This is a genomic window from Sodalis sp. RH22 (assembly GCF_047324165.1).
Lineage (GTDB): Bacteria > Pseudomonadota > Gammaproteobacteria > Enterobacterales > Enterobacteriaceae > Acerihabitans.
The window spans coordinates 2,468,625-2,491,054 of the sequence record NZ_CP178731.1 but is presented as its reverse complement, the minus strand read 5'-3'; the positions used below and the strand labels follow the sequence as shown (position 1 = coordinate 2,491,054).

Annotated in this window: 19 protein-coding genes and 1 pseudogene; 10 read left to right on the top strand and 10 right to left on the bottom strand. The window is 58.6% G+C overall.

The window, feature by feature from the left end; translation table 11 throughout:
- The first annotated feature begins 383 nt into the window (after window positions 1-383).
- Together ACL2XN_RS11450 and ACL2XN_RS11445 are read left to right on the top strand one after the other, a co-directional pair.
- Window positions 384-1,100, top strand: coding sequence for a metal ABC transporter ATP-binding protein (locus tag ACL2XN_RS11450; RefSeq protein ID WP_413722265.1), 717 nt, complete (start codon window positions 384-386; stop codon window positions 1,098-1,100).
- Window positions 1,094-1,981: a metal ABC transporter permease gene (locus ACL2XN_RS11445; protein WP_410016607.1), complete on the top strand. Its 888-nt coding sequence runs from the start codon at window positions 1,094-1,096 to the stop codon at window positions 1,979-1,981. Before ACL2XN_RS11450 ends, ACL2XN_RS11445 begins: the two co-directional genes overlap by 7 nt.
- Before the next feature lie 86 nt (window positions 1,982-2,067).
- Here the strand turns inward: ACL2XN_RS11445 and ykgO are convergent, their stop codons facing one another.
- The 4 genes from ykgO to ACL2XN_RS11425 all read right to left on the bottom strand — a co-directional run bounded on the left by ykgO (window position 2,068) and on the right by ACL2XN_RS11425 (window position 7,033).
- Window positions 2,068-2,208, bottom strand: coding sequence for a type B 50S ribosomal protein L36 (gene ykgO, locus ACL2XN_RS11440; protein WP_410016171.1), 141 nt, complete (start codon window positions 2,206-2,208; stop codon window positions 2,068-2,070).
- Window positions 2,209-2,234: 26 nt separating this feature from the next.
- Window positions 2,235-2,486 carry a type B 50S ribosomal protein L31 gene (locus ACL2XN_RS11435; RefSeq protein WP_410016170.1) on the bottom strand — a complete coding sequence of 84 codons (252 nt, stop codon included), beginning with the start codon at window positions 2,484-2,486 and terminating at the stop codon, window positions 2,235-2,237.
- Between the two features lie 170 nt (window positions 2,487-2,656).
- Complete coding sequence (locus ACL2XN_RS11430) at window positions 2,657-5,827, bottom strand: efflux RND transporter permease subunit (RefSeq protein ID WP_410016169.1); 3,171 nt, start codon at window positions 5,825-5,827, stop codon at window positions 2,657-2,659.
- A gap of 18 nt (window positions 5,828-5,845) precedes the next feature.
- Window positions 5,846-7,033 carry an efflux RND transporter periplasmic adaptor subunit gene (locus ACL2XN_RS11425; RefSeq protein WP_410016168.1) on the bottom strand — a complete coding sequence of 396 codons (1,188 nt, stop codon included), beginning with the start codon at window positions 7,031-7,033 and terminating at the stop codon, window positions 5,846-5,848.
- Window positions 7,034-7,177: 144 nt separating this feature from the next.
- On the opposite strand from ACL2XN_RS11425, the gene acrR reads away from it, so the two are divergent.
- The gene (gene acrR, locus ACL2XN_RS11420) at window positions 7,178-7,831 is read left to right on the top strand and encodes a multidrug efflux transporter transcriptional repressor AcrR (RefSeq protein ID WP_410016167.1); all 654 of its coding nucleotides are present in this window, start codon (window positions 7,178-7,180) and stop codon (window positions 7,829-7,831) included.
- A 19-nt stretch (window positions 7,832-7,850) separates the two neighbouring features.
- Here the strand turns inward: acrR and ACL2XN_RS11415 are convergent, their stop codons facing one another.
- Both ACL2XN_RS11415 and priC read right to left on the bottom strand, forming a co-directional pair.
- Window positions 7,851-8,003 carry a DUF2496 domain-containing protein gene (locus tag ACL2XN_RS11415; protein ID WP_410016166.1) on the bottom strand — a complete coding sequence of 51 codons (153 nt, stop codon included), beginning with the start codon at window positions 8,001-8,003 and terminating at the stop codon, window positions 7,851-7,853.
- Between the two features lie 106 nt (window positions 8,004-8,109).
- Window positions 8,110-8,652 carry a primosomal replication protein PriC gene (gene priC / locus ACL2XN_RS11410; RefSeq protein ID WP_413730860.1) on the bottom strand — a complete coding sequence of 181 codons (543 nt, stop codon included), beginning with the start codon at window positions 8,650-8,652 and terminating at the stop codon, window positions 8,110-8,112.
- Between the two features lie 380 nt (window positions 8,653-9,032).
- On the opposite strand from priC, the gene apt reads away from it, so the two are divergent.
- From apt to hemH, 7 genes are all read left to right on the top strand, one after another.
- The gene (apt, locus tag ACL2XN_RS11405) at window positions 9,033-9,584 is read left to right on the top strand and encodes an adenine phosphoribosyltransferase (RefSeq protein ID WP_410016164.1); all 552 of its coding nucleotides are present in this window, start codon (window positions 9,033-9,035) and stop codon (window positions 9,582-9,584) included.
- Between the two features lie 74 nt (window positions 9,585-9,658).
- Window positions 9,659-12,046: a DNA polymerase III subunit gamma/tau gene (dnaX, locus tag ACL2XN_RS11400; protein WP_413722266.1), complete on the top strand. Its 2,388-nt coding sequence runs from the start codon at window positions 9,659-9,661 to the stop codon at window positions 12,044-12,046.
- Between the two features lie 61 nt (window positions 12,047-12,107).
- The gene (locus tag ACL2XN_RS11395; protein WP_410016162.1) at window positions 12,108-12,437 is read left to right on the top strand and encodes a YbaB/EbfC family nucleoid-associated protein; all 330 of its coding nucleotides are present in this window, start codon (window positions 12,108-12,110) and stop codon (window positions 12,435-12,437) included.
- On the top strand, window positions 12,437-13,042 hold the full coding sequence (gene recR, locus ACL2XN_RS11390; RefSeq protein WP_410016161.1) for a recombination mediator RecR: 606 nt from the start codon (window positions 12,437-12,439) through the stop codon (window positions 13,040-13,042). The genes ACL2XN_RS11395 and recR overlap by 1 nt, the downstream gene beginning before the upstream one ends.
- Before the next feature lie 144 nt (window positions 13,043-13,186).
- Complete coding sequence (gene htpG / locus ACL2XN_RS11385; protein WP_413730859.1) at window positions 13,187-15,115, top strand: molecular chaperone HtpG; 1,929 nt, start codon at window positions 13,187-13,189, stop codon at window positions 15,113-15,115.
- 947 nt (window positions 15,116-16,062) lie between these two features.
- On the top strand, window positions 16,063-16,707 hold the full coding sequence (gene adk / locus ACL2XN_RS11380; protein WP_413722267.1) for an adenylate kinase: 645 nt from the start codon (window positions 16,063-16,065) through the stop codon (window positions 16,705-16,707).
- A 240-nt stretch (window positions 16,708-16,947) separates the two neighbouring features.
- Window positions 16,948-17,913 carry a ferrochelatase gene (gene hemH / locus ACL2XN_RS11375; protein ID WP_410016158.1) on the top strand — a complete coding sequence of 322 codons (966 nt, stop codon included), beginning with the start codon at window positions 16,948-16,950 and terminating at the stop codon, window positions 17,911-17,913.
- A 3-nt stretch (window positions 17,914-17,916) separates the two neighbouring features.
- On the opposite strand, the gene ybaL is transcribed toward hemH, so the two are convergent.
- The 4 genes and pseudogenes from ybaL to ACL2XN_RS11355 all read right to left on the bottom strand — a co-directional run bounded on the left by ybaL (window position 17,917) and on the right by ACL2XN_RS11355 (window position 22,415).
- The gene (gene ybaL / locus ACL2XN_RS11370; protein WP_413722268.1) at window positions 17,917-19,587 is read right to left on the bottom strand and encodes a YbaL family putative K(+) efflux transporter; all 1,671 of its coding nucleotides are present in this window, start codon (window positions 19,585-19,587) and stop codon (window positions 17,917-17,919) included.
- A 224-nt stretch (window positions 19,588-19,811) separates the two neighbouring features.
- Window positions 19,812-20,957: pseudogene (locus ACL2XN_RS11365) on the bottom strand (MFS transporter); the annotation flags it as partial.
- 53 nt (window positions 20,958-21,010) lie between these two features.
- Entirely contained in the window at window positions 21,011-21,517 is a 507-nt protein-coding gene (gene ybaK, locus ACL2XN_RS11360; protein ID WP_410016156.1) for a Cys-tRNA(Pro)/Cys-tRNA(Cys) deacylase YbaK, read from the bottom strand.
- A 97-nt stretch (window positions 21,518-21,614) separates the two neighbouring features.
- Complete coding sequence (locus ACL2XN_RS11355; RefSeq protein WP_413730858.1) at window positions 21,615-22,415, bottom strand: TraB/GumN family protein; 801 nt, start codon at window positions 22,413-22,415, stop codon at window positions 21,615-21,617.
- Window positions 22,416-22,430: the final 15 nt, after the last annotated feature.

Below are 22,430 nucleotides of genomic sequence, written 5' to 3'. Positions count from 1 at the left end.
TAAAGCAGCTATTTGCACACAGCAAGCAACGGGTAAACACTCATTTCCGCCGCTATGGTATTTATTATATTTATTTTTACCATTTCTTGTCGCAATACTCATCCCTTATTGCCATAAAATTATGACAATACGTTGCTAAACCGTTCAAACCCGGCGGTTCCTTAACAGTTAAACGCCGGAGGGATGTTGGCAAGCCTCCCAGTACGTGATATGTTATAGTATAACATTTTATGAAGGCATGTTTTCATGCGATCCTCTATCAGCAAAACCACCGACCCCACGCCTGACAATCTGATGTGCGCCTCCGGGTTACGGCGCATAGGATTTGGCCTGGCCCTGCTGTGTGTCCTCTGGCTGGGTATCTTTTGGGCATCCTTACTGCCATGATGACATTTGAACAGTTATGTATCGGCTACCACGGGCACGCTATTATCGACGCCCTGGACGGCAAATTCGAGGCCGGCAGCCTGACCGCGGTTATCGGCGCCAACGGCACCGGTAAATCGACCCTGTTGAAAACCATTGCCGGACTTTTGCCGGCTATCGGCGGCAGCCTTTCGTTCTCGGCAGGGCAAAAACCCCGTATCGCCTATTTACCACAGCAGTCAGAGCTGGACCGTCAGTTTCCGTTGCGGGTGTTTGAAGTGGTCGCTATGGGCTGTTGGCCGGCCATCGGATTGCTGCGGCGTATTAACAAGACGGCCATGGCGCGCATCCATGACGCCCTGGATCGCGTCGGTCTGGGATCAATGGCAACGAGCCCGATTGAAATACTATCAGGCGGCCAGTTCCAGCGTATGCTGTTCGCCCGCCTTCTGGTGCAGCAGGCGCCGCTGATATTGCTGGATGAGCCTTTCAGCGGGATTGACAGTCCAACCTGCGCATTATTGATGGATGTCATCGACCAGCTTCATAAGGCCGGCCACACCATTATCGTGGTACTGCACGACGACGCCCTGGTAGTCCGTCGTTTTCCACAAACCCTGCTGCTGTCCGGCCGGCACACGCGCTGGGGGGCGACAGACGCGATCCTCGCGGACGCGTTTTCTCCCCGGGCCGCCTGGTCCACCGATCGTTGCTTCCATCAGGCCGCATCATGATCCTTCACCTCTTATTCGACCCCTTTCTCTCGCTTGGATTTATGCGGCGTGCGCTGGTGGCCTGTTTTGCCCTTTCGCTCAGTTCCACTCCGCTGGGGGTTTTCCTGTCGCTACGCAGGATGAGCCTGGTGGGGGATGCCTTATCACACGCGATATTGCCCGGCGTCGCCATCGGTTATCTGCTGTCGGGCATGTCGCTGATGGCCATGGGCATCGGCGGATTTATCGCCGGATTACTGGTCGCGGTGCTGTCCGGCTGGGTGACCTCGCTCACCGTCCTGAAGGAAGACGCCAGCTTTGCCGGTTTTTATCTGGGATCGCTGGCCCTGGGCGTGACCTTGGTATCCCTGCGCGGGTCCAGCGTCGATTTGCTTCATCTGTTATTTGGCACCGTATTGGCGGTCGATAGCCAGGCCATTCTGTTTGTCGGCCTGATTGCCACCGTTACGCTGCTTTGCCTGGCGCTGATGTATCGCGCGCTGATTATTGAGGCCTTCGACGCGGCGTTCCTGCGCATAAACGTTCGCGGTTATCCCCGCCTGATCCATGCCTTATTCCTGGCGCTGGTGGTGCTTAACCTGGTGGCGGGTTTTCAAATTCTCGGCACCCTGATGTCGGTGGGACTCATGATGCTGCCGGCGGTGGCCGCCCGCTGTTGGTCCGGGCATCTGCCGGGCACGCTGCTGATAGCGTTGTTGATTGGCCTGCTTAGCGCCTGGGTAGGGCTGCTGTGGTCGTTCTACGCCTCGATTCCGGCGGGCCCGGCCATTGTGCTTACCGCCAGCCTGATCTTTTTTATTTCGGTACTGTTAGGACCGCGCGGCAGTTTCACCATGATTTTGCGCCGGCATTATTTCACTGCCGGCAAGGCAAAAAAATAACCTGCGTGCCGCCATCGCCGGCCGCGCCGGCGGCAAACAAAAGGCCTCCAGCGGAGGCCTTTGACCGGCTGAGTAACCGGCGCCGGTTATTTTTTCTTTTTCCCGCCCTGGACCGCCTTGAAGCGGGGATTGGATTTGCAGATGACGTAAATGCGGCCGCGACGGCGAACGACTTTACAATCCGGATGACGCGTCTTGGCGGAACGCAACGAGCTTAATACCTGCATGATAACCACGCCTCTTCTAATAGTGACTACTTGGTGAAAAAACGGCCGAAGCGTTGGTTAAAGCGCGCGGTGCTGCCTTCTTTATCCACGATCCGCTGCTTGCCGGTGTAATAGGGATGGGATTCGGATGACACCTCCACCGTGATGTAGGGGAATGTTTTCCCGTCCAGCTCCACGGTACGGTCGGTCTTGATGGTCGAACCCACTTTAAAATACGCATCCGCGCTGGTGTCGTGAAACACCACGGTACGGTAGTCGGGATGGATGCCAGGTTTCATATCTCACCTCATTTCGTTATGTTATATCATAACTATTATCCTCTTTTTCTCCATCGGGTCAAGCCCCCTCAAGCCGTCGGCCTAAGCCAGACATAAAAAAAGCCGCTTGCGCGGCTCGGGACTTGACTGAACCATCAGGCCGCGTCAACGGCCCGATGGTTAAACGGTGCTTAACGGTGCGGATTATCCAACTGAGGATTATTCACCGGGCGATCCTGTTCCCGCTGTTCGTCGCTTTTGTTACCGAAGCGGCGGCGAACCACGACAAAAAACACCGGTACGAAAAATATTGCCAGCAAGGTGGCGGTGATCATACCGCCGATTACCCCGGTGCCGACGGCGTTTTGCGAGCCCGACCCCGCGCCGGTGCTGATGGCCAGCGGCAATACGCCGAGGATAAAGGCCAGCGACGTCATCAGGATGGGACGCAAACGCATGCGCACCGCCTCTAATGTCGCCTCAACCAATCCCTTGCCTTCCTTGTCCATCAAGTCCTTGGCGAACTCGACGATAAGAATGGCGTTTTTCGCCGACAGCCCGATGGTGGTCAGCAGCCCCACCACAAAATAGACGTCGTTATTCATACCGCGGAAAGTGGCGGCCAGCAGCGCCCCGACCACGCCCAACGGCACCACCAGCATCACCGCGAAGGGGATGGACCAGCTTTCATACAACGCCGCCAGGCACAGGAACACCACGATCAGCGAGATGGCGTACAGCGCCGGGGCCTGGTTGCCGGATAGCCGTTCCTGATAGGACATCCCCGTCCAATCGTAGCCTACGCCGGCGGGCAGCTTAGCCACCAGTTCCTCCATCAGCGCCATGGCTTCACCGGTACTCTTGCCCGGCGCCGCCTCACCCTGGATTTCCATCGAGGGCAAGCCGTTATAACGCTCCAGGCGCGGCGAGCCATACTGCCAGTGCGAGGTGGACACCGCCGATAACGGCACCATCTGTCCATTGGTGCCGCGCACAAACCAGTTGCCTATGTCCTGCGGCAGCATACGGTACTGCGCGTCGCCCTGCACATAGACCTTTTTGGTTCGGCCGCGATCGGTAAAGTCATTGATATAGTTACCGCCCAGGGCCGCGCCCAGAGTGGTGTTGATATCATCCAGCGAGACGCCCAACGCCGAAGCCTTCTCCTGATCCACATCCAGCTTGAACTGCGGCGTATCCTCCAGGCCATTTGGCCGCACGCCCACTAAGGTATCGGGATGCTGCGCAATCATACCGAACAGCTGGTTACGCGCCTCGGTAAGCTTGGCATGCCCCAGGTTGTTCTCATCGATTAACTCGAAGTCGAAGCCGGTAGCATTACCCAGCTCAACGATGGCCGGCAGGTTAAACGCCAGGGCGATACCGTCCTTTATCTGAGAGAATTCCCCATTGGCCCGGGCAATGATCGCCGGGACCTTATTTTCCGCCCCTTTACGCTCATCCCAGCTTTTCAGGCTGACGAACGCGATGCCGGAGTTCTGGCCGCGCCCGGCAAAACCGAAGCCGTTAACGGTAAAGACCGAGTTGACGTTATCCTTTTCTTTCGTCAGGTAATACTGGGTCATCTGGTCCAGTACTTTCTGGGTGCGTTCCTGGGTGGCCCCGGCCGGCAACTGCGCCATATTCAGGAAAACCCCCTGATCCTCCGACGGCAGGAAGGAGGAGGGCAGGCGAATAAACAGCAGCGCCATGCCGACCACAATCAGCAGATAGATGATCAGGTAGCGTCCGGTGCTGTTAAGGATATGGCCGATACTGTCGGTATAATGATTGGTGCTTTGATCGAACTTTTTATTAAACCAGCCGAAGAAGCCTTTGGTGGTGCCGTGATCGCCTTTTTTGACCGGTTTTAATATGGTGGCGCACAGCGCCGGGGTCAGGATCATGGCCACCAGCACCGACAGTACCATCGCCGAGACGATGGTAATGGAGAACTGGCGGTAGATGGCGCCGGTCGACCCGCCGAAGAAGGCCATCGGCACAAATACCGCCGACAAGACCAGCGCGATGCCCACCAGGGCGCCCTGGATCTGGCCCATGGATTTGCGCGTCGCCTCCTTGGGACTAAGGCCTTCCTCGCCCATGACGCGTTCGACGTTTTCCACCACCACGATGGCGTCATCCACCAGGAGCCCTATCGCCAGCACCATGGCGAACATGGTCAGGGTATTAATGGTATAGCCGAACGCGCTCAGTATGGCGAAGGTGCCCAGCAAGACGACCGGCACCGCAATGGTCGGGATAAGCGTGGCGCGGAAGTTCTGCAGGAACAGATACATGACCAGGAACACCAGGATGATCGCTTCCACCAGGGTCTTCACCACTTCCTGGATGGAGATTTTCACAAACGGGGTGGTGTCGTACGGATAAACGACTTTTAATCCCGTCGGGAAATCCGCCTGCAGCCGGGCCAGCTCCGCTTTAACCGCGTCGGCGGTATCAAGGGCGTTGGCGCCGGTGGCCAGTTTAACCCCGAGCCCGGCGGCCGGTTGGCCGTTGAAGCGCGCGATAACGTCGTAGTTTTCCCCGGCCAGTTCAACCTTGGCCACGTCCTTCAGGCGTACCTGCGAGCCGTCGGCGTTGACCTTGAGCAGGATTTTGCCGAACTCCTCGGCGTTGGTCAGGCGGCTTTGCACAATGATCGAGGCGTTCAACTGCTGGCCTTTAATCGCCGGCGCTCCGCCTAGCTGTCCGGCGGCAATCTGGTTGTTCTGAACCGTCAATGCGCTGACCACATCCACCGGGGTAAGCTGGAAGTTGTTCAGTTTATTGGGGTCCATCCAAACACGCATGGCATATTGGGCGCCGAATAGCTGCACTTCGCCCACGCCCTGCGTACGGCTTATCGGATCCTTGATTTTGGAGCCGACATAATCGCCGATATCCTGCTGGGTGGCATTTTTATCGTCGCTGATAAACCCGGCCACCATCAGGAAGCTGGCGCTGGACTTCTGTACCTGCACCCCCTGGCTCTGCACGGCCTGGGGCAGCAGCGGCATGGCCAACTGCAGTTTGTTCTGCACCTGCACCTGGGCGATATCCGGATTGGCGCTGGAATCGAATGTCAGCGATATGGTGGCGGTACCGGATGAATCGCTGCTGGACGACATATACAGCAGATGATCGATACCGTTCATATTCTGTTCGATAATCTGGGTTACGCTGTCCTGCAGGGTCGTCGCGTCGGCGCCCGGATAGGTAGCGGTGACCCGGATGGTCGGCGGCGCGATGGCCGGATACTGCTCGATGGGCAGCTGCAAGATAGACAGCAGGCCCGCGAGCATAATAATGATGGCAATCACCCATGCAAAAATGGGGCGATCGATAAAAAACTTAGCCATATCGTTTACCCGTTCCTATTAAGACTTTTTGGCGGCGTCAGGCTGCGGTTGTGCCGGTTCATCAGTCGCTTCCTTGGCCGTGACCTGCACACCCGGCTTGACTTTCTGCAGGCCGCTGACAATCACGCGGTCGCCTTCCTGTAAGCCGGCGGTGACCAGCCATTTATCGCCGATCGCCTGTTGGGCGGTGATTTGGCGTACGGCAACCTTATTGTCAGGACCCACCACCATTGCGGTCGCTTCGCCTCGGGGATTGCGGGTTATGCCCTGCTGCGGCACCAGTAACGCATTGTCGTTGGTCCCTTCTTCCAGACGGGCGCGGACAAACATACCGGGCAGCAGGCTATGCTGCGGGTTGGGGAAAATGGCGCGCAGGGTGATGGAGCCGGTGGTTTCATCCACGCTGACATCGGAGAATTCCAGGGTGCCGGGCTGCGGGTATTCGCTGCCGTCTTCCATCAGCAGCCGCACGGCCGCTTTTCCGTCCTTCTGTTTGAGGGCGCCGCTGTCGAGTTCCTGTTTTAAGCGCAGGAAATCGTTGCTGGACTGGGTTACGTCCACATAGAGCGGATCCAACTGCTGAACGGTGGCCATGGCGGTGGTCTGGCCATTGGTGACCAGGGCGCCTTCGGTATAGGCGGATTTACCGATGCGGCCGCTGATAGGCGAGGTGACCTTGGTGTAAGCCAGGTTGATGCGCGCGCTTTCCAGCGACGCTTTGGCGGCAAGCACCGCGGCGTCGTTCTGCTGCATGGTGGCGACCGCCGTATCGTAGTCCTGACGGCTGACAAAGTTGGTGGCGATCAGTTTTTTATAACGGTTGACGGTGACACGGGCGATATTGGCATTGGCCTGCGCCTGGGCTAAGTCGCCGTTGGCGCTGTCATACGCCGCTTTATAGGTTGCCGGATCAATTTGATAGAGGGAGACGCCGGCCTGCACGTCGCTGCCTTCGACAAAATTGCGTTTTAAGATAATGCCATTAACCTGGGGCCGGACTTCGGCAACACGGAAAGCGGCGGTACGACCAGGCAGATCAGTTGTGACATTCAATGATTGTTTTTTTACCGTCACCACACTAACTTCCGGGGCCTGTTGCTGATTTCCTGCCTGTTTAGCGTCTTTATTGTCACATCCAATGAGAATAAAGCTGCCTGAAAGCATCAGAACGGCTGCCAGAGGCAAAATCCCTCTGTTTTTGTTCATAGATAAACCTCAAGAGTCCGATTTGAAAAAATTGATCAATTGATCACAAGCCTACAAACCCATTGCTGCGTAACAATTAGCCTTATGCTATGGTACATACATTCGCGAATGTATGTAAATCTAAAGACAACCAAAAAAAGCGCTATGGCACGAAAAACCAAACAGCAGGCCCAGGAAACGCGCCAGCATATTCTGGATGCCGCAGTCCAGGAATTCTCAATGCGCGGGGTTTCCGCAACGTCGCTCACCGATATCGCAACGGTGGCAGGGGTAACCCGTGGTGCTATTTATTGGCATTTCAAGAATAAAGTCGAGTTATTTAATGAGATCTGGCATGCCGCTGAAGCTAGGATATTGGCATTAGAGCTAGAGTATCAGGCAAAATTTCCCGACGATCCACTACATGTCTTAACCGAGACATTGATTTACATTCTGCAGTCCACCGTATCCAATACCGAATGGCGCGCCTTAATGGAAATTGTTTTTCATAAATGTGAATTTGTCGGAGAAATGGAACTGTTCCAGGAAGTCCGCAAAGGATTATACGCCGAATGTTATGAACGCATTGAAGAGACGCTCAACCGGTGCATAGAATGCGGTCAACTGCCGGCCGGTCTGCACTGCCGCCGCGCCGCCATCCTGCTGCGCGCCTATATGACCGGGTTGATGGAAAACTGGCTGTTCGTGCCCGGCACCTTTGATCTGGCTGGCGGCTCCCGCATCCTGATCGCCGCCTTTATGGATATGCTGCGGCTAAGCCCTAACCTGCGTCACGACCCGGCGGCGCTGCCGCAGTAGCCGCCCGGCTGGGGCAGGGTTATTCTTCCCCGCGGCGCGCCTTGATGACATAATCGTTTTTCACAATTTCCAGGGCCGCCAACACCAGCTCCGGCTCCATATCGTTACTCTCCAGCAGCATAATCAAATCGACCGCCAGTTTAATCTCGGGGGATTCATCTTCCAGCGCCACAGGTCTCTCCTGAATGCGTTGTCGAGTAGACGAAAACTACCAGTATAGATGAAAACATGAAGCAATTTATAATGAGCGAATAAACAAAATGTGACAGCACGTGCTATCAACCCTTTTCCAGTCCATTCTCCCTGCGCTCGATCAGACGCTCAATGCGCGCCAACGCCTGCCGGCAGCGGGCCAGCCGGCCTTCAAGGGCGGCGATTTCCTGTTGCAACTGCTGGGCACGGGCATAATCGCCCGTGCTTTGCCGCAGGCTGTCCCGGTCGCGGATCATGGACAGCAGCCGGCGCTCATAGTCCTGATGTTCATTCAGCCGGGCGTAATAATCCACCGGCGCGGCCTTGGCAGGCTGGCCGCGCCGCAAGTCCTGTGTGGCCAGTTCCCGCGCCAGGGCGGTCATTTGATCGATAAGCCGCTGCGCCAGCCAGGCCACCCGCTCGGTGTAACCCTGCTCGACGGTCAGCGTCAGGCGCTGCAATGTCTGGCGGCTTTCGGCCAGATAGTCGTCAAGGCGGGTTCCCCGGCTCTGGAAAAGCTGGTGGTCAAAGCGGGACTGGGACACCGTCTCCTGTCCGGCCGCCTCGATCCGCCCGGCCAGCGTGTTGAACTGGTCGCTTAACGTGACGAGGAGCTTGGATGAATGCACGCCCTTCTCCTGAGTAAAAACCGCGAAAAAAAAGATATTAACCTGTCGCCGCCATGATACCGCGTTCGCGCCTGTCCTGAACAGCGCGCCGGCGGGCAAAGAAAGATGAAAATATTCCGGGGCCGCGGTATGTTAACAGGGATGCAAAACCGGTACGGAATAGGCCGGAAATCACGCCGTGCGTCCATGGTTGACTTTACGCAACAAAAGGCTAAATGAGTCGCCCTCGGTGGTTGCATTTTTCCGCCAGTTTGCATAGATTTGAGCGCTTTCGTGCGCGGTCGGTCCTGCCAGCCCATGTTAAAACGCGATGTACCGTGGTTGTTCAGGATAACGCGTCCGCGCGGATTATGATTTCTTTCGTTTCAGGCGCATACATTATGACCGCGATGGCCGAACAGCTAGCATTGATCAAAAACAGTATCAAAACGATTCCCGATTACCCCAAACCGGGTATTTTTTTCCGGGATATCACCAGCCTGCTGGAAAATCCCCAGGCCTATGCCGCCAGTATCGAACTGCTGGTGAATCACTATCGCGGCCACGGCTTGACCAAGGTGGTGGGCACCGAAGCGCGCGGTTTCCTGTTCGGCGCGCCGGTGGCGCTGGCGCTGGGGCTGGGATTCGTGCCGGTGCGCAAGCCTGGCAAGCTGCCGCGCGCGGTGCTGAGCGAAAGCTACGAGCTGGAATACGGCGTCGATAAGCTGGAAATCCATCAGGACGCCATCGCGCCAGGGGATCGGGTACTGGTGGTCGACGACCTGCTTGCCACCGGCGGTACTATCGAGGCTACGATAAAATTAATCCGCCGGCTGGGCGGTGAGGTCAAGGACGCGGCGTTTATTATCAACCTGGCCGATCTCGGCGGCGAAGCGCGCCTGCAGCGCCTGGCCGTCAATAGTTACAGCCTGGTGGGTTTCGCCGGGCACTGATCATATCAGCCTCGCGCTCCGGTGCGAGGCTGTGTTAGCATGACCTCCCTGTCCACCGACATATTTCGCGACCCATGAGCTATCAGGTTCTTGCCCGTAAATGGCGTCCGCAGACGTTTTCAGATGTAGTAGGTCAGGAACATGTTCTGACGGCGCTGACCAATGGCCTTTCACTGGGCAGGGTCCATCACGCCTACTTGTTTTCTGGTACCCGCGGCGTCGGCAAGACCACTATCGCCCGCCTGCTGGCCAAGGGGCTTAATTGCGAAACCGGCATCACCGCCAGCCCTTGCGGTCAATGCGCCAACTGTCGTGAAATCGAGCAGGGCAGGTTTGTCGATCTGATTGAAATCGACGCCGCCTCGCGCACCAAGGTGGAGGACACCCGGGATCTGCTGGACAATGTGCAATATGCGCCGGCGCGCGGCCGCTTCAAGGTCTATTTGATCGATGAAGTGCACATGCTCTCCCGGCATAGCTTCAACGCGTTGCTGAAAACGCTGGAAGAACCGCCGTCCCATGTGAAATTCCTGCTGGCGACCACCGACCCGCAAAAGCTGCCGGTAACCATCCTGTCCCGCTGCCTGCAGTTTCATCTCAAGGCGCTGGATATCGGCCAGATTCGCGCGCAGTTAGAGCATATCCTGCGTGAAGAGAATATCGACAGCGAGCCGCGCGCCCTCCAGCTACTGGCCCGCGCCGCCGACGGCAGCCTGCGCGACGCCCTGAGCCTGACCGATCAGGCAATCGCCATGGGTATGGGGCAGGTCACCACCCAGACCGTGGGCGACATGCTGGGTACCCTTAACACTGAACAACCCCTGGCGCTGATAGAGGCTCTGGCGGCGGCGGACGGCAACGCCATGATGGCGCAGCTGGCCCAGTGCGCCTCCCGCGGCGTGGACTGGGAAACCCTGCTGGTGGATATGCTCCAGCTGCTGCACCATATCGCCATGGGTCAACTGGTTGCGGATGCCCTGGATGACGAGGATGACGCCGCCATCGCGCCCCGGCTGCGTGAGCTGGCGCGGATCGTTCCCCCGGCGGATTTGCAGCTTTATTACCAAACGCTGCTGGTGGGACGCAAAGAGCTGCCGTTTGCCCCCGATCGCCGCATGGGGGTCGAAATGACCCTGCTGCGCGCGCTGGCGTTCCACCCGCGCATCATTGATCTCACCCCGCAGGCGGGGGAGAACACGGAAAAAAAAACGGCTGAATCCGTCGCTCTAGCTCCGGAACGTACAAATAACCGGCAGCCGGCGCCCGATAACGCGGTTCCCGCGCCTGGTCGTGGCCGGCAAATGACGCCGCATAACGACGCGCCGCCGTCGGATCAGGTCAGGCCGACCCCTGAGGTACACACCGCGCCGCCGTCGGATCACGCCAGGCCGACCCCTCAGGTCAACGCCGCGCCGCCGTCGGATCAGGCCAGACCGACCCCTCAGGTAAACGCCGCGCCACCGTCGGATCAGGCCAGGCCGCCGCGCCTGGAACATGGCGCGCCGTCGCCGGGCCATGCCGGGCAGGCGGTTTCCATCCCCACGCCCCAAATGCGGGACGATGCCGGCGCCGATATGCCGGATGACTGGGTCAGCGCCGCCGAGCAGTACGCGAATATGGCCGGCGACCCGGCATCCGACGATGCCGGTGATGATAGGTACGCTTATCAGGCGGATGACGCGGCCGGGCATGTTCCCGCGCCGGCCTCCGCGGATCGGCCTGCGGCGCCGGCGTCGCTGCCGGACAGTACCGCGCAATTGCTATTGGCGCGCACCGCGTTATTACAACGCCACGGCAACCAAAACGTAAAAAAGAACGATACATCGCCGGCCAGGCCACGGCCCGCGAACAGCGCCCTGGAGCGCCTGGCCACGGTCAGCGAACAGGCCCAGCAGCGGCAGGCCGCCGGCGGCAAGGAGCCAGGGACCGCCAAAGCCGTCAAACCGGAGGCCTATCGCTGGAAGGCCAGTATTCAGACCACGCAGGACAGCGATCCGGTGGCGACGCCCAAGGCCCTGCGCACGGCGCTGGAGCATGAAAAAACGCCTGAGCTGGCGGCCCGCCTGGCCGAGGAATCCATCGTGCGCGATCCTTGGGCGGCGCTGGTGGACAGGCTAAAGATCCCCAAGCTGGTACAGCAACTGGCGTTAAACGCCTTCCGGGAAGATCTGGCGCCGGGCAAGGTCTGCCTGCACCTGCGTTCCGCGCAGCAGCACCTTAATTCCCCCATTTCCCAGGGAACGCTGGCCGAGGCCCTAAGCACAGAACTCGGCGCTCCGGTTGAATTAACCGTGGTGACAGATGATAATCCGGCGATACGTACCCCGCTGGAATGGCGACAGGCCATATATGAAGAAAAATTGATGCAGGCGCGCCAGGCGATTATCGCGGATAATAATATCCAGACGCTTCAGCGTTTTTTTGATGCCGAATTGGATGAAGATAGCATCCGTCCTGTTTAACTGCCGCACGGCGCGTAGAGAGATGCCGCCTGCGGTTCGACGCTACGAGAGAGGGAAATGTATGTTTGGTAAAGGCGGAATGGGCAATCTGATGAAGCAGGCCCAGCAGATGCAGGAAAAAATGCAGCAGATGCAGGAAGAGATCGCCCAACTGGAAGTTACCGGCGAATCTGGGGCAGGCCTGGTCAAGGTTACCATCAACGGCGCGCATAACTGCCGTCGTGTTGAAGTCGATCCCAGCCTGCTGGACGACGACAAGGATATGCTCGAGGATCTGATCGCGGCGGCTTTTAACGACGCGGCGCGCCGTATTGCCGAAACCCAGAAGGAAAAGATGGCTACCGTCTCCAGCGGCATGCAGCTTCCTCCTGGTTTTAAAATGCCGTTCTGATGCAAACCAGTCCATTGCTAGAGGCGTTAACCGAAGCCTTGCGCTGCTTGCCCGGCGTCGGGCCGAAATCGGCCCAGCGCATGGTCTTCCAGCTTCTGCAGCGGGATCGCAGCGGCGGTATGCGTCTGGCGCAGGCGCTCACCCGCGCCATGTCTGAGATCGGCCACTGCGCCGATTGCCGGACGTTTACCGAGCAGGACATCTGCACCATCTGCGCCAATCCCAGGCGCAGGCAAACCCGGCAGATCTGCGTAGTGGAAAGCCCGGCGGATATTCATGCCATCGAGCAGACCGGGCAATTCGCCGGCCGCTACTTTGTGCTGATGGGGCATCTGTCCCCGCTGGACGGCATCGGTCCGGACGATATCGGCCTGGATCGCCTGCAGGAGCGCCTGGAAAGCGAGGATATCGCCGAGGTGATCCTGGCCACTAATCCCACGGTGGAAGGCGACGCCACCGCCAATTACATTGCCGAGATGTGCGCCCATTTTGAAGTCCTGGCTACCCGTATCGCCCACGGCGTGCCGGTGGGCGGTGAGCTGGAAATGGTCGATGGTACCACGCTGTCCCATTCGCTGGCGGGACGCCACCCGATTAAATTTTAAATCGGCGGCGCGTCCGCGCCGTCTTTTCCGCCCCTTTTTTTACCTTTTGTGCTTGAATTCCTGCGCCGCAATCCCCATCTGTTCATCATTGCAGTATCTACACCCGCCTGATTGATAGCTATTTGGATTGAGGTAAGTATAAATATGAAAGGACAAGAAACCCGCGGATTCCAATCTGAAGTTAAACAATTGCTTCAGCTGATGATCCACTCACTTTATTCCAATAAAGAAATTTTTATACGCGAACTGATCTCCAACGCTTCGGATGCGGCGGATAAACTGCGTTTTCGCGCTTTATCCCAGCCGGAGCTCTATGAGGGGGACGGCGAGCTACGGGTACGCCTGTCAAGCAACAAAGAAGCACGCACCCTGACTCTGAGCGACAACGGCATCGGCATGACGCGCGAAGAGGTTATCGACAATCTGGGTACGATCGCCAAATCCGGCACCAAGGCTTTCCTTGAGTCCATGGGTTCGGATCAGGTCAAGGACAGCCAGCTGATCGGCCAGTTCGGCGTCGGGTTCTATTCCGCTTTTATCGTGGCCGATAAAGTCACGGTGCGCACCCGCGCCGCCGGCGCTTCCGCCGATGAAGGGGTTTTCTGGGAATCAGCCGGTGAAGGCGATTACACCATTGCCGATATCACCAAACCCGAACGCGGCACCGAAATCACCCTGCATCTGCGCGAAGGCGAAGACGAATTCCTCGATGACTGGCGTTTACGCAGCATCATCAGCAAATATTCGGATCATATCGCCCTGCCTGTCGAGATCGAAACCCGCGCCCAGGCGGAGGCCGTGGACGATGAAGCCGCTGATGCCGATGCCGATGCCGCTAAAGAAGAAAAAGAAGCCACCGTCACCTGGGAAAAGATTAATAAAGCCCAGGCGCTGTGGACGCGCAGCAAGGGCGAAATCAGCGACGAGGAATACAAAGAATTCTACAAACACCTCTCCCACGACTTCAGCGATCCCCTGATCTGGAGCCATAATCGCGTCGAAGGCAAGCAGGAATATACCAGCCTGCTGTATATACCGGGCCAGGCGCCGTGGGATATGTGGAACCGCGATCATAAACATGGCCTGAAGCTCTATGTCCAGCGCGTCTTTATCATGGACGACGCCGAGCAGTTTATGCCTAACTACCTGCGCTTCGTCAAAGGCCTGATCGACTCCAACGATCTGCCGCTGAACGTCTCCCGTGAAATCCTCCAGGATAACCGCGTTACCCAGAACCTGAAAAGCGCGCTGACCAAGCGCGTGCTGCAGATGCTGGATAAGCTGTCCAAGGACGATGCCGAAAGCTACCAGAAATTCTGGCAGCAGTTCGGCCTGGTGCTGAAAGAAGGCCCGGGCGAGGATACCGCCAACGCCGAAAGCATCGCCAAGCTGCTGCGCTTTGCGTCCACCCATACCGACAGCTCGGCGCAAACCGTATCGCTGCAGGATTATCTGGGACGCATGGTGGAAGGCCAGGAAAAGATCTATTACATCACCGCCGACAGTTACGCGGCCGCCAAGAGCAGCCCTCATCTGGAACTGCTGCGCAAAAAGGGCATCGAAGTCCTGCTGCTTTCCGACCGCATTGACGAATGGATGATGAGCTACCTGACCGAGTTTGAAGGTAAACCATTCCAGTCGGTAAGCAAAACCGACGCCACGCTCGACAAGCTGGCCGACGAAGAGACCGCCGAGGAACAAAAAGACGCGGAAAAAGCGCTTGAGCCGTTTGTCACGCGCGTCAAGACTTTCCTGGGCGATCGCGTCAAGGACGTGCGTCTCACGCACCGCCTGACCGATACCCCGGCCATCGTCACCACCGCGGCCGACGATATGACCACCCAAATGGCGAAGCTGTTTGCCGCCGCCGGCCAGGCCGCGCCCGAGATCAAATACATATTTGAACTCAATCCGGATCATGCGCTGGTCAAACGCGCCGCCGACATTAACGAAGAGAGCCACTTCAACGAATGGATTGAGCTGCTGTTCGATCAGGCGCTGCTGGCGGAACGCGGCACCCTGGACGATCCTAACCAGTTTATCCGCCGCATGAACCAACTGCTGAGCGCATAACGCCGCGCGGGTATATTTACCAGCACACTAAGGGCCAGGTTAACCTGGCCCTTATACTATGGAAAAACATGCGCCAAACCGAACTCAACGCAGATCTGTTCAAGGGAGGGCGTGCCGATGGGGTCGAATCGGGCGTGTGTTCCCGCCCGACCGAGCGCGCCATGGCGCGGTATGCCCGCCAACACCGAGCTTACAGCAGACGTGTTCAAGGGAGACCGTGCCAATGGGGTCGAATCGGGCGTGGTGTTCCCGCCCGACCGAGGCCCCATGGCGCGGTATGCCCGCCAACACCGGGCTTAAAGCAGACGTGTTCAAGGGAGAGCGTGCCAATGGGGTCGCATCGGGCGTGGTGTTACCGCCCGACCGAGCGCCCCATGGCGCGGTATGCCCGCCAACACCGGGCTTAAAGCAGACGTGTTCAAGGGAGACCGTGCCAATGGGGTCGAATCGGGCGTGGTGTTCCCGCCCGACCGAGCGCCCCATGGCATGGTAGGCCCGCCAACACCGGGCTCAAAGCAGACGTGTTTAAGGGAGACCGTGCCGATGGGGTCGAATCGGGCGTGGTGTTACCGCCCGACCGAGCGCCCCATGGCGCGATATGCCCGCCAACACCGGGCTTAAAGCAGACGTGTTGAAGGGAGAGCGTGCCAATGGGGTCGAATCGGGCGTGGTGTTCCCGCCCGACCGAGGCCCCATGGCGCGATATGCCCGCCAACACCGGGTTTAAAGCAGACGTGTTCAAGGGAAAGCGCCCCATGGCGCAGTATGCCCGCCAACACTGCGGTTAATGCAGACGTGTTCAAGGGAGAGCGTGCCAATGGGGTGGATTCTGAAAGCGCCGTTAAACCGTCTCTCCCTGCGCCCTTTCCTTGAGGAAACATACCCAGTAGTGGTAAGGTTTAGCGTTTTCTTATTTTTTTACATTTGTTAGCAAGGGGATTTACGCAATGCGTATCATTCTGCTGGGCGCTCCGGGCGCTGGTAAGGGCACTCAAGCACAATTCATTATGGAAAAGTACGGCATACCGCAGATTTCCACCGGCGACATGCTGCGCGCCGCGGTAAAAGCGCAATCCGAACTGGGTAAAAAAGCCAAAGCTATCATGGACGCCGGCAAACTGGTCACCGACGAACTGGTGATTGCGCTGGTCAAAGAACGCATCAAACAGGACGACTGTCGCAACGGCTTCCTGCTCGACGGTTTTCCGCGCACCATTCCGCAGGCGGACGCCATGAAGGACGCCGGCATCAACGTCGACTATGTCCTGGAATTCGCCGTGCCGGATGAACTGATTATCGATCGCATCGTCGGCCGCCGTGTCCATGCGCCGTCGGGGCGCGTCTATCACGTCAAATTCAATCCGCCAAAACACGAAGGCAAGGATGACGTCACCGGCGAGCCGCTCACCACCCGCAAAGACGATCAGGAAGAAACCGTGCGCAAACGCCTGGTGGAATACCATCAGCAAACCGCGCCGCTGATTGGCTATTACCTGAAAGAAGCTGAAGCCGGCCACACCCAGTACCGTAAAATCGACGGCACCCAACCGGTCGCCGCCGTCAGCAAAGAACTGGCCGCGATCCTGGGCTGATTACCGCGCATTATACGCCAGGCGGTATCTACGCCTGGCGCCTCTTGTCCGCCGCGCCTCCGCCAATGCCTCTCTCCCCACGATCATCGCCCTGCCGCCTATCGTAATGATTTGCATCCCCGGCGCCGATAACAATTTCCGGCCGCCACTTTTGCGCTACAATAACTTGGCGATAACCGCCGGTTAATCCCTTTTAAATACAGGGAATTGGCTTATTGACCATATAAGGAAGGGCAGGGAATGAAACAGGAAAAATATGGCGTGCTGATGGTAAACCTGGGCACGCCGGAGGCGCCGACACCCCAGGCCGTAAGGCGTTACCTGGCCGAATTTCTCAGCGACCGGCGCGTGGTGGATACCCCGCGTATCCTGTGGTGGCCGTTGCTGCGCGGCGTCATACTGCCGCTGCGCTCACCCCGGGTAGCCAAATTGTATAAAAGCATCTGGATGGAACAAGGATCGCCGCTGATGGTATTTTGCCGGCGCCAGCAGGCGGCACTGGCCGCCGTATTGCCGGACGCGCAGGTGGAGCTGGCGATGAGTTATGGCAGTCCGTCGCTGCCGGCGGCGCTCGAACGCCTGCTGGGGGCCGGTATCACCAAACTGGTGATCCTGCCGCTCTACCCGCAGTACTCCAGTTCCACCAGCGCGTCCATCTGGGATGCAGTGGCGCGCATCCTTGGCCGCTACCGGTCCCTGCCGTCCATCAGCTTTATCCGCGACTACGCCGAGCATCCGGCCTATATCGCCGCGCTGGCGCAAAGCGTCCGCCGGTCTTTCGCCGAACACGGCGAACCGGATCGCCTGGTGATCTCGTTTCACGGCATCCCGCAACGCTACGCCCGCGAAGGGGACGACTACCCGCTGCGCTGCGAGGACACCCGTCGCGCGCTGGTGGCCGCGCTCGATTTTCCGCCGGAAAAGGTGATGATGACCTTCCAATCGCGCTTTGGCCGCGATCCCTGGCTGACGCCGGCGACCGATTTGACACTCAAAGACCTGCCGGCGCAGGGCATCCGGCATATCCAGGTGATATGCCCGGGATTCTCCTCCGACTGCCTTGAGACGCTGGAAGAAATCAAGGAACAGAATCGTGAAATTTTCACCCACGCCGGCGGCGACGCCTTCCACTATATCCCGGCGCTGAATGACGACCCCGCCCACATCGACATGATGCGCCAACTGGTCAGCGAGCAGTTGCGCTAAGGATCAGTAGGGGATTTTGGCGGCGTCCAACTGGAGCAGGGCAATCATGCTGGATGCGATTTCCCGCTCGCCCATCACCACCCGGGTGGCGCCGCGTTCGGTAATATACGCCACCTCGTCGTCATAATGCGCGCGCACGATAATGCGCAGATCAGGGCGTTTTTCCCGCGCCAGGGCGACGATTTCCCCGGCCTCGAACCCATTTGGGATGGTCAGCAACAGCCAGCTGGCGCAGTCCAGGCGCGCGAGGGACAGGATTTCCGGCTTGGCGGCATTGCCCAGCACGACATTGATTCCCTGGCCGCGCAGCGTATCCACACGCGCCCGGTTATGTTCAATCACCACCATCGGCATGCCCGCCTCGGCCAGTTTCGCCCCGATCAGGCTGCCGACCCGGCCGTAACCGACCAGCAGCGCGTGATGACACACTTCCATCGGCTGCTGGATCTCCTCCCCGGCCTGCCTTTCGGCGGTTTTTTCGTCCTCGCTATCATGCCGTGCCAGATAGCGCTCAAGCAGGGCAAACATCAGCGGGTTGATCATAATCGACAAAATCGCCCCGGCCAGCACCAGGTTCTGCCCCTGCGGCGATAACATGCCAAGTGAAATGCCGAGTCCCGCCAGAATAAAAGCGAACTCGCCTATTTGCGCCAGGCTGACTGAAATGGTCATGGCGGTACGACTGGAGTGACCAAAGATTTTTACCAGCGCAAACGCCGCCGCCGATTTCCCGACCAGGATAATGGCCAGGGTGGCCAGCACCGCCAGCGGCTCGTGGATAACGATCAGCGGGTCGAACAGCATACCCACCGAGACAAAAAACAACACGGCAAACGCGTCCCGCAGCGGCAATGTGTCATGGGCGGCGCGATGGCTTAGCTCCGATTCATTCAACACCACGCCGGCGAAAAACGCGCCCAGCGCAAACGAGACGCCGAACAATTCCACCGCGCCGAAGGCGATGCCCAGCGCCATGGCCAGCACCGACAGCGTGAACAGCTCACGGGAGCCGGTACTGGCGCTTTTCGCCAGTACCCACGGCACAATCCGCCGCCCCACCACGATCATCAAAGTAATAAAGGCCGCCACTTTGCCAAGCGTCAGCGCGAGATCCAGCCACACCTGCCGCATCGTTTCGCTTTCGCCGCCGAGCAGCTTGCCATAGGCCGGCAGCAAGACCAGCGTCAGCACCATGACCAGATCTTCGACAATCAGCCAGCCGATGGCGATTTGGCCACGCCGGCTATCGATAAGCTGCCGCTCCTCCAGCGCGCGCAGCAGCACCACGGTGCTGGCGGTGGACAGGCATAGCCCGAACACCAGCCCATTGGCCAGGGTCCAGTCCATGACCAGGGAAAAGGTCATGCCCAGGAGCGTTGCCACCGCAATTTGGGCGATGGCGCCGGGAATGGCGATGGATTTCACCGCCATCAGGTCTTTCAGCGAAAAATGCAGCCCCACGCCGAACATCAGCAAAATCACGCCCAGCTCGGCCAGTTCGGGGGCCAGCGACGTATCGGCGACGAAACCGGGGGTATGCGGACCGACCAGCACGCCGGCCGCCAGGTAGCCTACCAGGGGTGAAATGCGAAAGCGGTTAGCCAGGATGCCCAGCAGGAAAGCCAGGACCAGTCCTCCCACGATGGTATTAATGAGCGGTGTGGCATGATGCATCCCAACTCCTTCATTAAGGGGGGTTAGAAACAAAGTTTTACATATTGAGTTTATGGTATTCGATGGGGCTTTGTGTAGGAATTTATAGCAAAGAGGCGAAAAAAAGCTTTTGCGACGAAAAAAGGGTCAAGACGAAAGTTTCATCACTTTTTTACGCTATTACCGTGCGGGGCAAGGCCTGTGGTTTCCCAGCGAAACAGTTTCGTGGGAAACAAAAAACACTTTTAGCTATTATCAGGCAGAAAAGCGGTCAGAATGCCTAATAAAGGCAAATACGAGCAGATTTGGTAGACATATTCAATGCTGGTGCTATCGGCGATATGGCCAAGCACCGCAGCGCCAAGCCCGCCCATGCCGAAGGCGAAGCCGAAAAACAGCCCCGATACCATGCCGATCCTGCCCGGCAGCAGTTCCTGGGCATACACCAGTATGGCGGAAAAGGCCGAGGCGATGATGACGCCGATAAACAGGGTCAGCACGCCGGTTACCGCCAGGGAGGCATAAGGCAGCATCAGGGTAAACGGCGTGACGCCGAGGATCGAACCCCAAATCACGTATTTCCGGCCGATGCGATCGCCCACCGGCCCGCCGATAACGGTGCCGACCGCCACCGCAAACAGAAACGCGAACAGATGCATCTGCGCCGCCTGTACCGACAGGCCGAACTTATGGATCAGGTAGAAAGTGTAATAACTGCTGATGCTGGTGAGATAAAAATATTTGGAGAAGATCAGCACCAGCAGCACGGCAATGGCGCAGGCTACCCGCCGGGACGGCAGCGGCGATGCGCTGGCCGCCTGGGCGCGTTGCGGCGCGGGCGTCCGGATGGCGCCGCGGTACCATTTGCCCACCTGCAGCAAGATGATGGTGCCCAACAGCGACGCCAGCGCAAACCAGGCCAGATGCCCCTTGCCATAAGGCGCTATAAATACCGCCGCCAGCAGCGGACCGAGCGAGGCGCCGAAATTGCCGCCGACCTGGAACAGCGACTGGGCCAGGCCATGGCGCCCACCGGACGCCATGCGCGCCACCCGGGACGATTCCGGATGAAAAACCGACGAGCCGGTGCCGACCAGGGCCGAGGCGACCAGCACCATTGGAAAGCTGGTCGCCGCCGCCATCATCAGGATGCCGCATAAGCTAAAACCCATGCCGATGGGCAGCGAGTAGGGCTGCGGATATTTATCGGTAAAGCCGCCGATAAGCGGCTGCAGCAGCGAGGCGGTAATCTGGTAGGTGAGGGTAATCATACCGACCTGGGTAAAACTGAGCGCAAACGACGCCTGCAGCAGCGGGTAAATCGCCAGGATCAGCGATTGCACCATATCGTTGAGCAGATGGGCGACGCTGATGGCAGCCAGGACCGGGAACAGCGTGCGCCGTCCCCCCGTATGCGCAGACAGCGAATCGGTGGCGCGTAACGTCATGCGAGTGGCGCACCCTTATCCTGGCCGTCGCGTTTAGCGATATCGGCAAATGTCGCCGACAGCAGCTGGCGCAAATCAGCCGGGCTGAGTTCAATATCCAGGCCGCGTTTGCCGCCTGAGACGAATATCGTGGCAAATGCCTGCGCCGGCGCGTCAATGACCGTCGGCAGGCGTTTCTTCTGTCCCAGCGGGCTGATGCCGCCGACCAGATAGCCGGTGGTCTTTTGCGCCAGCAGGGGGTCGGCCATTTCGGCTTTTTTCGCGCCCAGCGCTTTGGCGACTTTTTTCAAATCCAGCTGCAGTGCCACCGGCGTCACCGCCACCGCCAACTGCCTGGCCTCGCCGTTCAGGGCCACCAACAGGGTTTTATAAACCTGGGCCGCGTCAAGTCCCAGCTTGCTGACCGCTTCCGCGCCAAAATGGGTTTCATCGCTATCATGCTGGTAAGGATGGAGCGTGAATGCAATATGGTTTTTTTCCAATATATTAACCGCAGGCGTCATAACATCGTCCCGAATACCAATAAGATACTTAATGAATAAATAATAATTCAGGTTAACGTAGTCGCGGCAAGGGGTAAATGCCCCGCCGGACAAAAACTCAACGCCGCAGCAGCGAGGGCAGGCTTTGGGCGCCGTACAAATGCAGGGCGCCCACCGCCACCACATAGCCGCCGGCGGGAAGGTCCTGCAACTGCTGTTTCCAGCGCAGGTTGCGTTCGGTCATCAGATAATGATACAGATCCGCGCTGAAGGTGGCGGGAAAGGCTTTATCCAGGTTGACCGGCCTGCTGTCGAGCCACCAGCCGATCATGGTCTGCAACAGGCGCGCATTGGTATGCCAATGGCGCAGGGTATCCTCCAGCAGGGCGTTCCCCTGATCCGGAAGCTGCAGCAGCAGGTCCAGCTGTTCCTGCGGCCCTTCCAGTTCAATGACCGGCTTGCCCATGTCCCTGGCCGCCTGGATCAGCTGATAATCGATGCCGTAGTCCGCGCGCAGCCCCAGCCGCTCGGCCTGGCGCGCCTGCAGCATCAGGGCGATCTGCCAGGCGGGCAACGCCGACAGCGCCTCCCCGTCCAGCTGATATTCGGCGCACAGGTCGCTGAAAATGCGATAGTGGTCTGCGGACAGACGATCCCTGAGCGGGGTAGCCACCGGCGGCACCGACGTCAACGGCGAGCCGGCGGTGATATCCGCTTCCACCACCAGCGCCGTGGCCTGGCGCAGTAGGGATAGCAGGCGCGCGGGCAGCGGCGCCATATCACGGGTGCCCATATGGATGCTGCCCACCATATGCAGCCGGCGGTGATCGGACAGGCTGACGTCCATGCCGGGCCAGGCGTACTGCTCCGCGGGCAAAAAACCCAGCAGGGTCGCCATGCGCCGTAATAAGCTCCTCATTGCATACCACTCCCG

Coding starts and splice junctions, on each gene's coding strand:
- ACL2XN_RS11450 (WP_413722265.1), top strand. CDS start 384: ATGATGACATTTGAACAGTTATGTATCGGCTACCACGGGCACGCTATT.
- ykgO (WP_410016171.1), bottom strand. CDS start 2,208: ATGCAGGTATTAAGCTCGTTGCGTTCCGCCAAGACGCGTCATCCGGAT.
- ACL2XN_RS11435 (WP_410016170.1), bottom strand. CDS start 2,486: ATGAAACCTGGCATCCATCCCGACTACCGTACCGTGGTGTTTCACGAC.
- ACL2XN_RS11430 (WP_410016169.1), bottom strand. CDS start 5,827: ATGGCTAAGTTTTTTATCGATCGCCCCATTTTTGCATGGGTGATTGCC.
- ACL2XN_RS11425 (WP_410016168.1), bottom strand. CDS start 7,033: ATGAACAAAAACAGAGGGATTTTGCCTCTGGCAGCCGTTCTGATGCTT.
- acrR (WP_410016167.1), top strand. CDS start 7,178: ATGGCACGAAAAACCAAACAGCAGGCCCAGGAAACGCGCCAGCATATT.
- apt (WP_410016164.1), top strand. CDS start 9,033: ATGACCGCGATGGCCGAACAGCTAGCATTGATCAAAAACAGTATCAAA.
- dnaX (WP_413722266.1), top strand. CDS start 9,659: ATGAGCTATCAGGTTCTTGCCCGTAAATGGCGTCCGCAGACGTTTTCA.
- ACL2XN_RS11395 (WP_410016162.1), top strand. CDS start 12,108: ATGTTTGGTAAAGGCGGAATGGGCAATCTGATGAAGCAGGCCCAGCAG.
- recR (WP_410016161.1), top strand. CDS start 12,437: ATGCAAACCAGTCCATTGCTAGAGGCGTTAACCGAAGCCTTGCGCTGC.
- htpG (WP_413730859.1), top strand. CDS start 13,187: ATGAAAGGACAAGAAACCCGCGGATTCCAATCTGAAGTTAAACAATTG.
- adk (WP_413722267.1), top strand. CDS start 16,063: ATGCGTATCATTCTGCTGGGCGCTCCGGGCGCTGGTAAGGGCACTCAA.
- hemH (WP_410016158.1), top strand. CDS start 16,948: ATGAAACAGGAAAAATATGGCGTGCTGATGGTAAACCTGGGCACGCCG.
- ybaL (WP_413722268.1), bottom strand. CDS start 19,587: ATGCATCATGCCACACCGCTCATTAATACCATCGTGGGAGGACTGGTC.
- ybaK (WP_410016156.1), bottom strand. CDS start 21,517: ATGACGCCTGCGGTTAATATATTGGAAAAAAACCATATTGCATTCACG.
- ACL2XN_RS11355 (WP_413730858.1), bottom strand. CDS start 22,415: ATGAGGAGCTTATTACGGCGCATGGCGACCCTGCTGGGTTTTTTGCCC.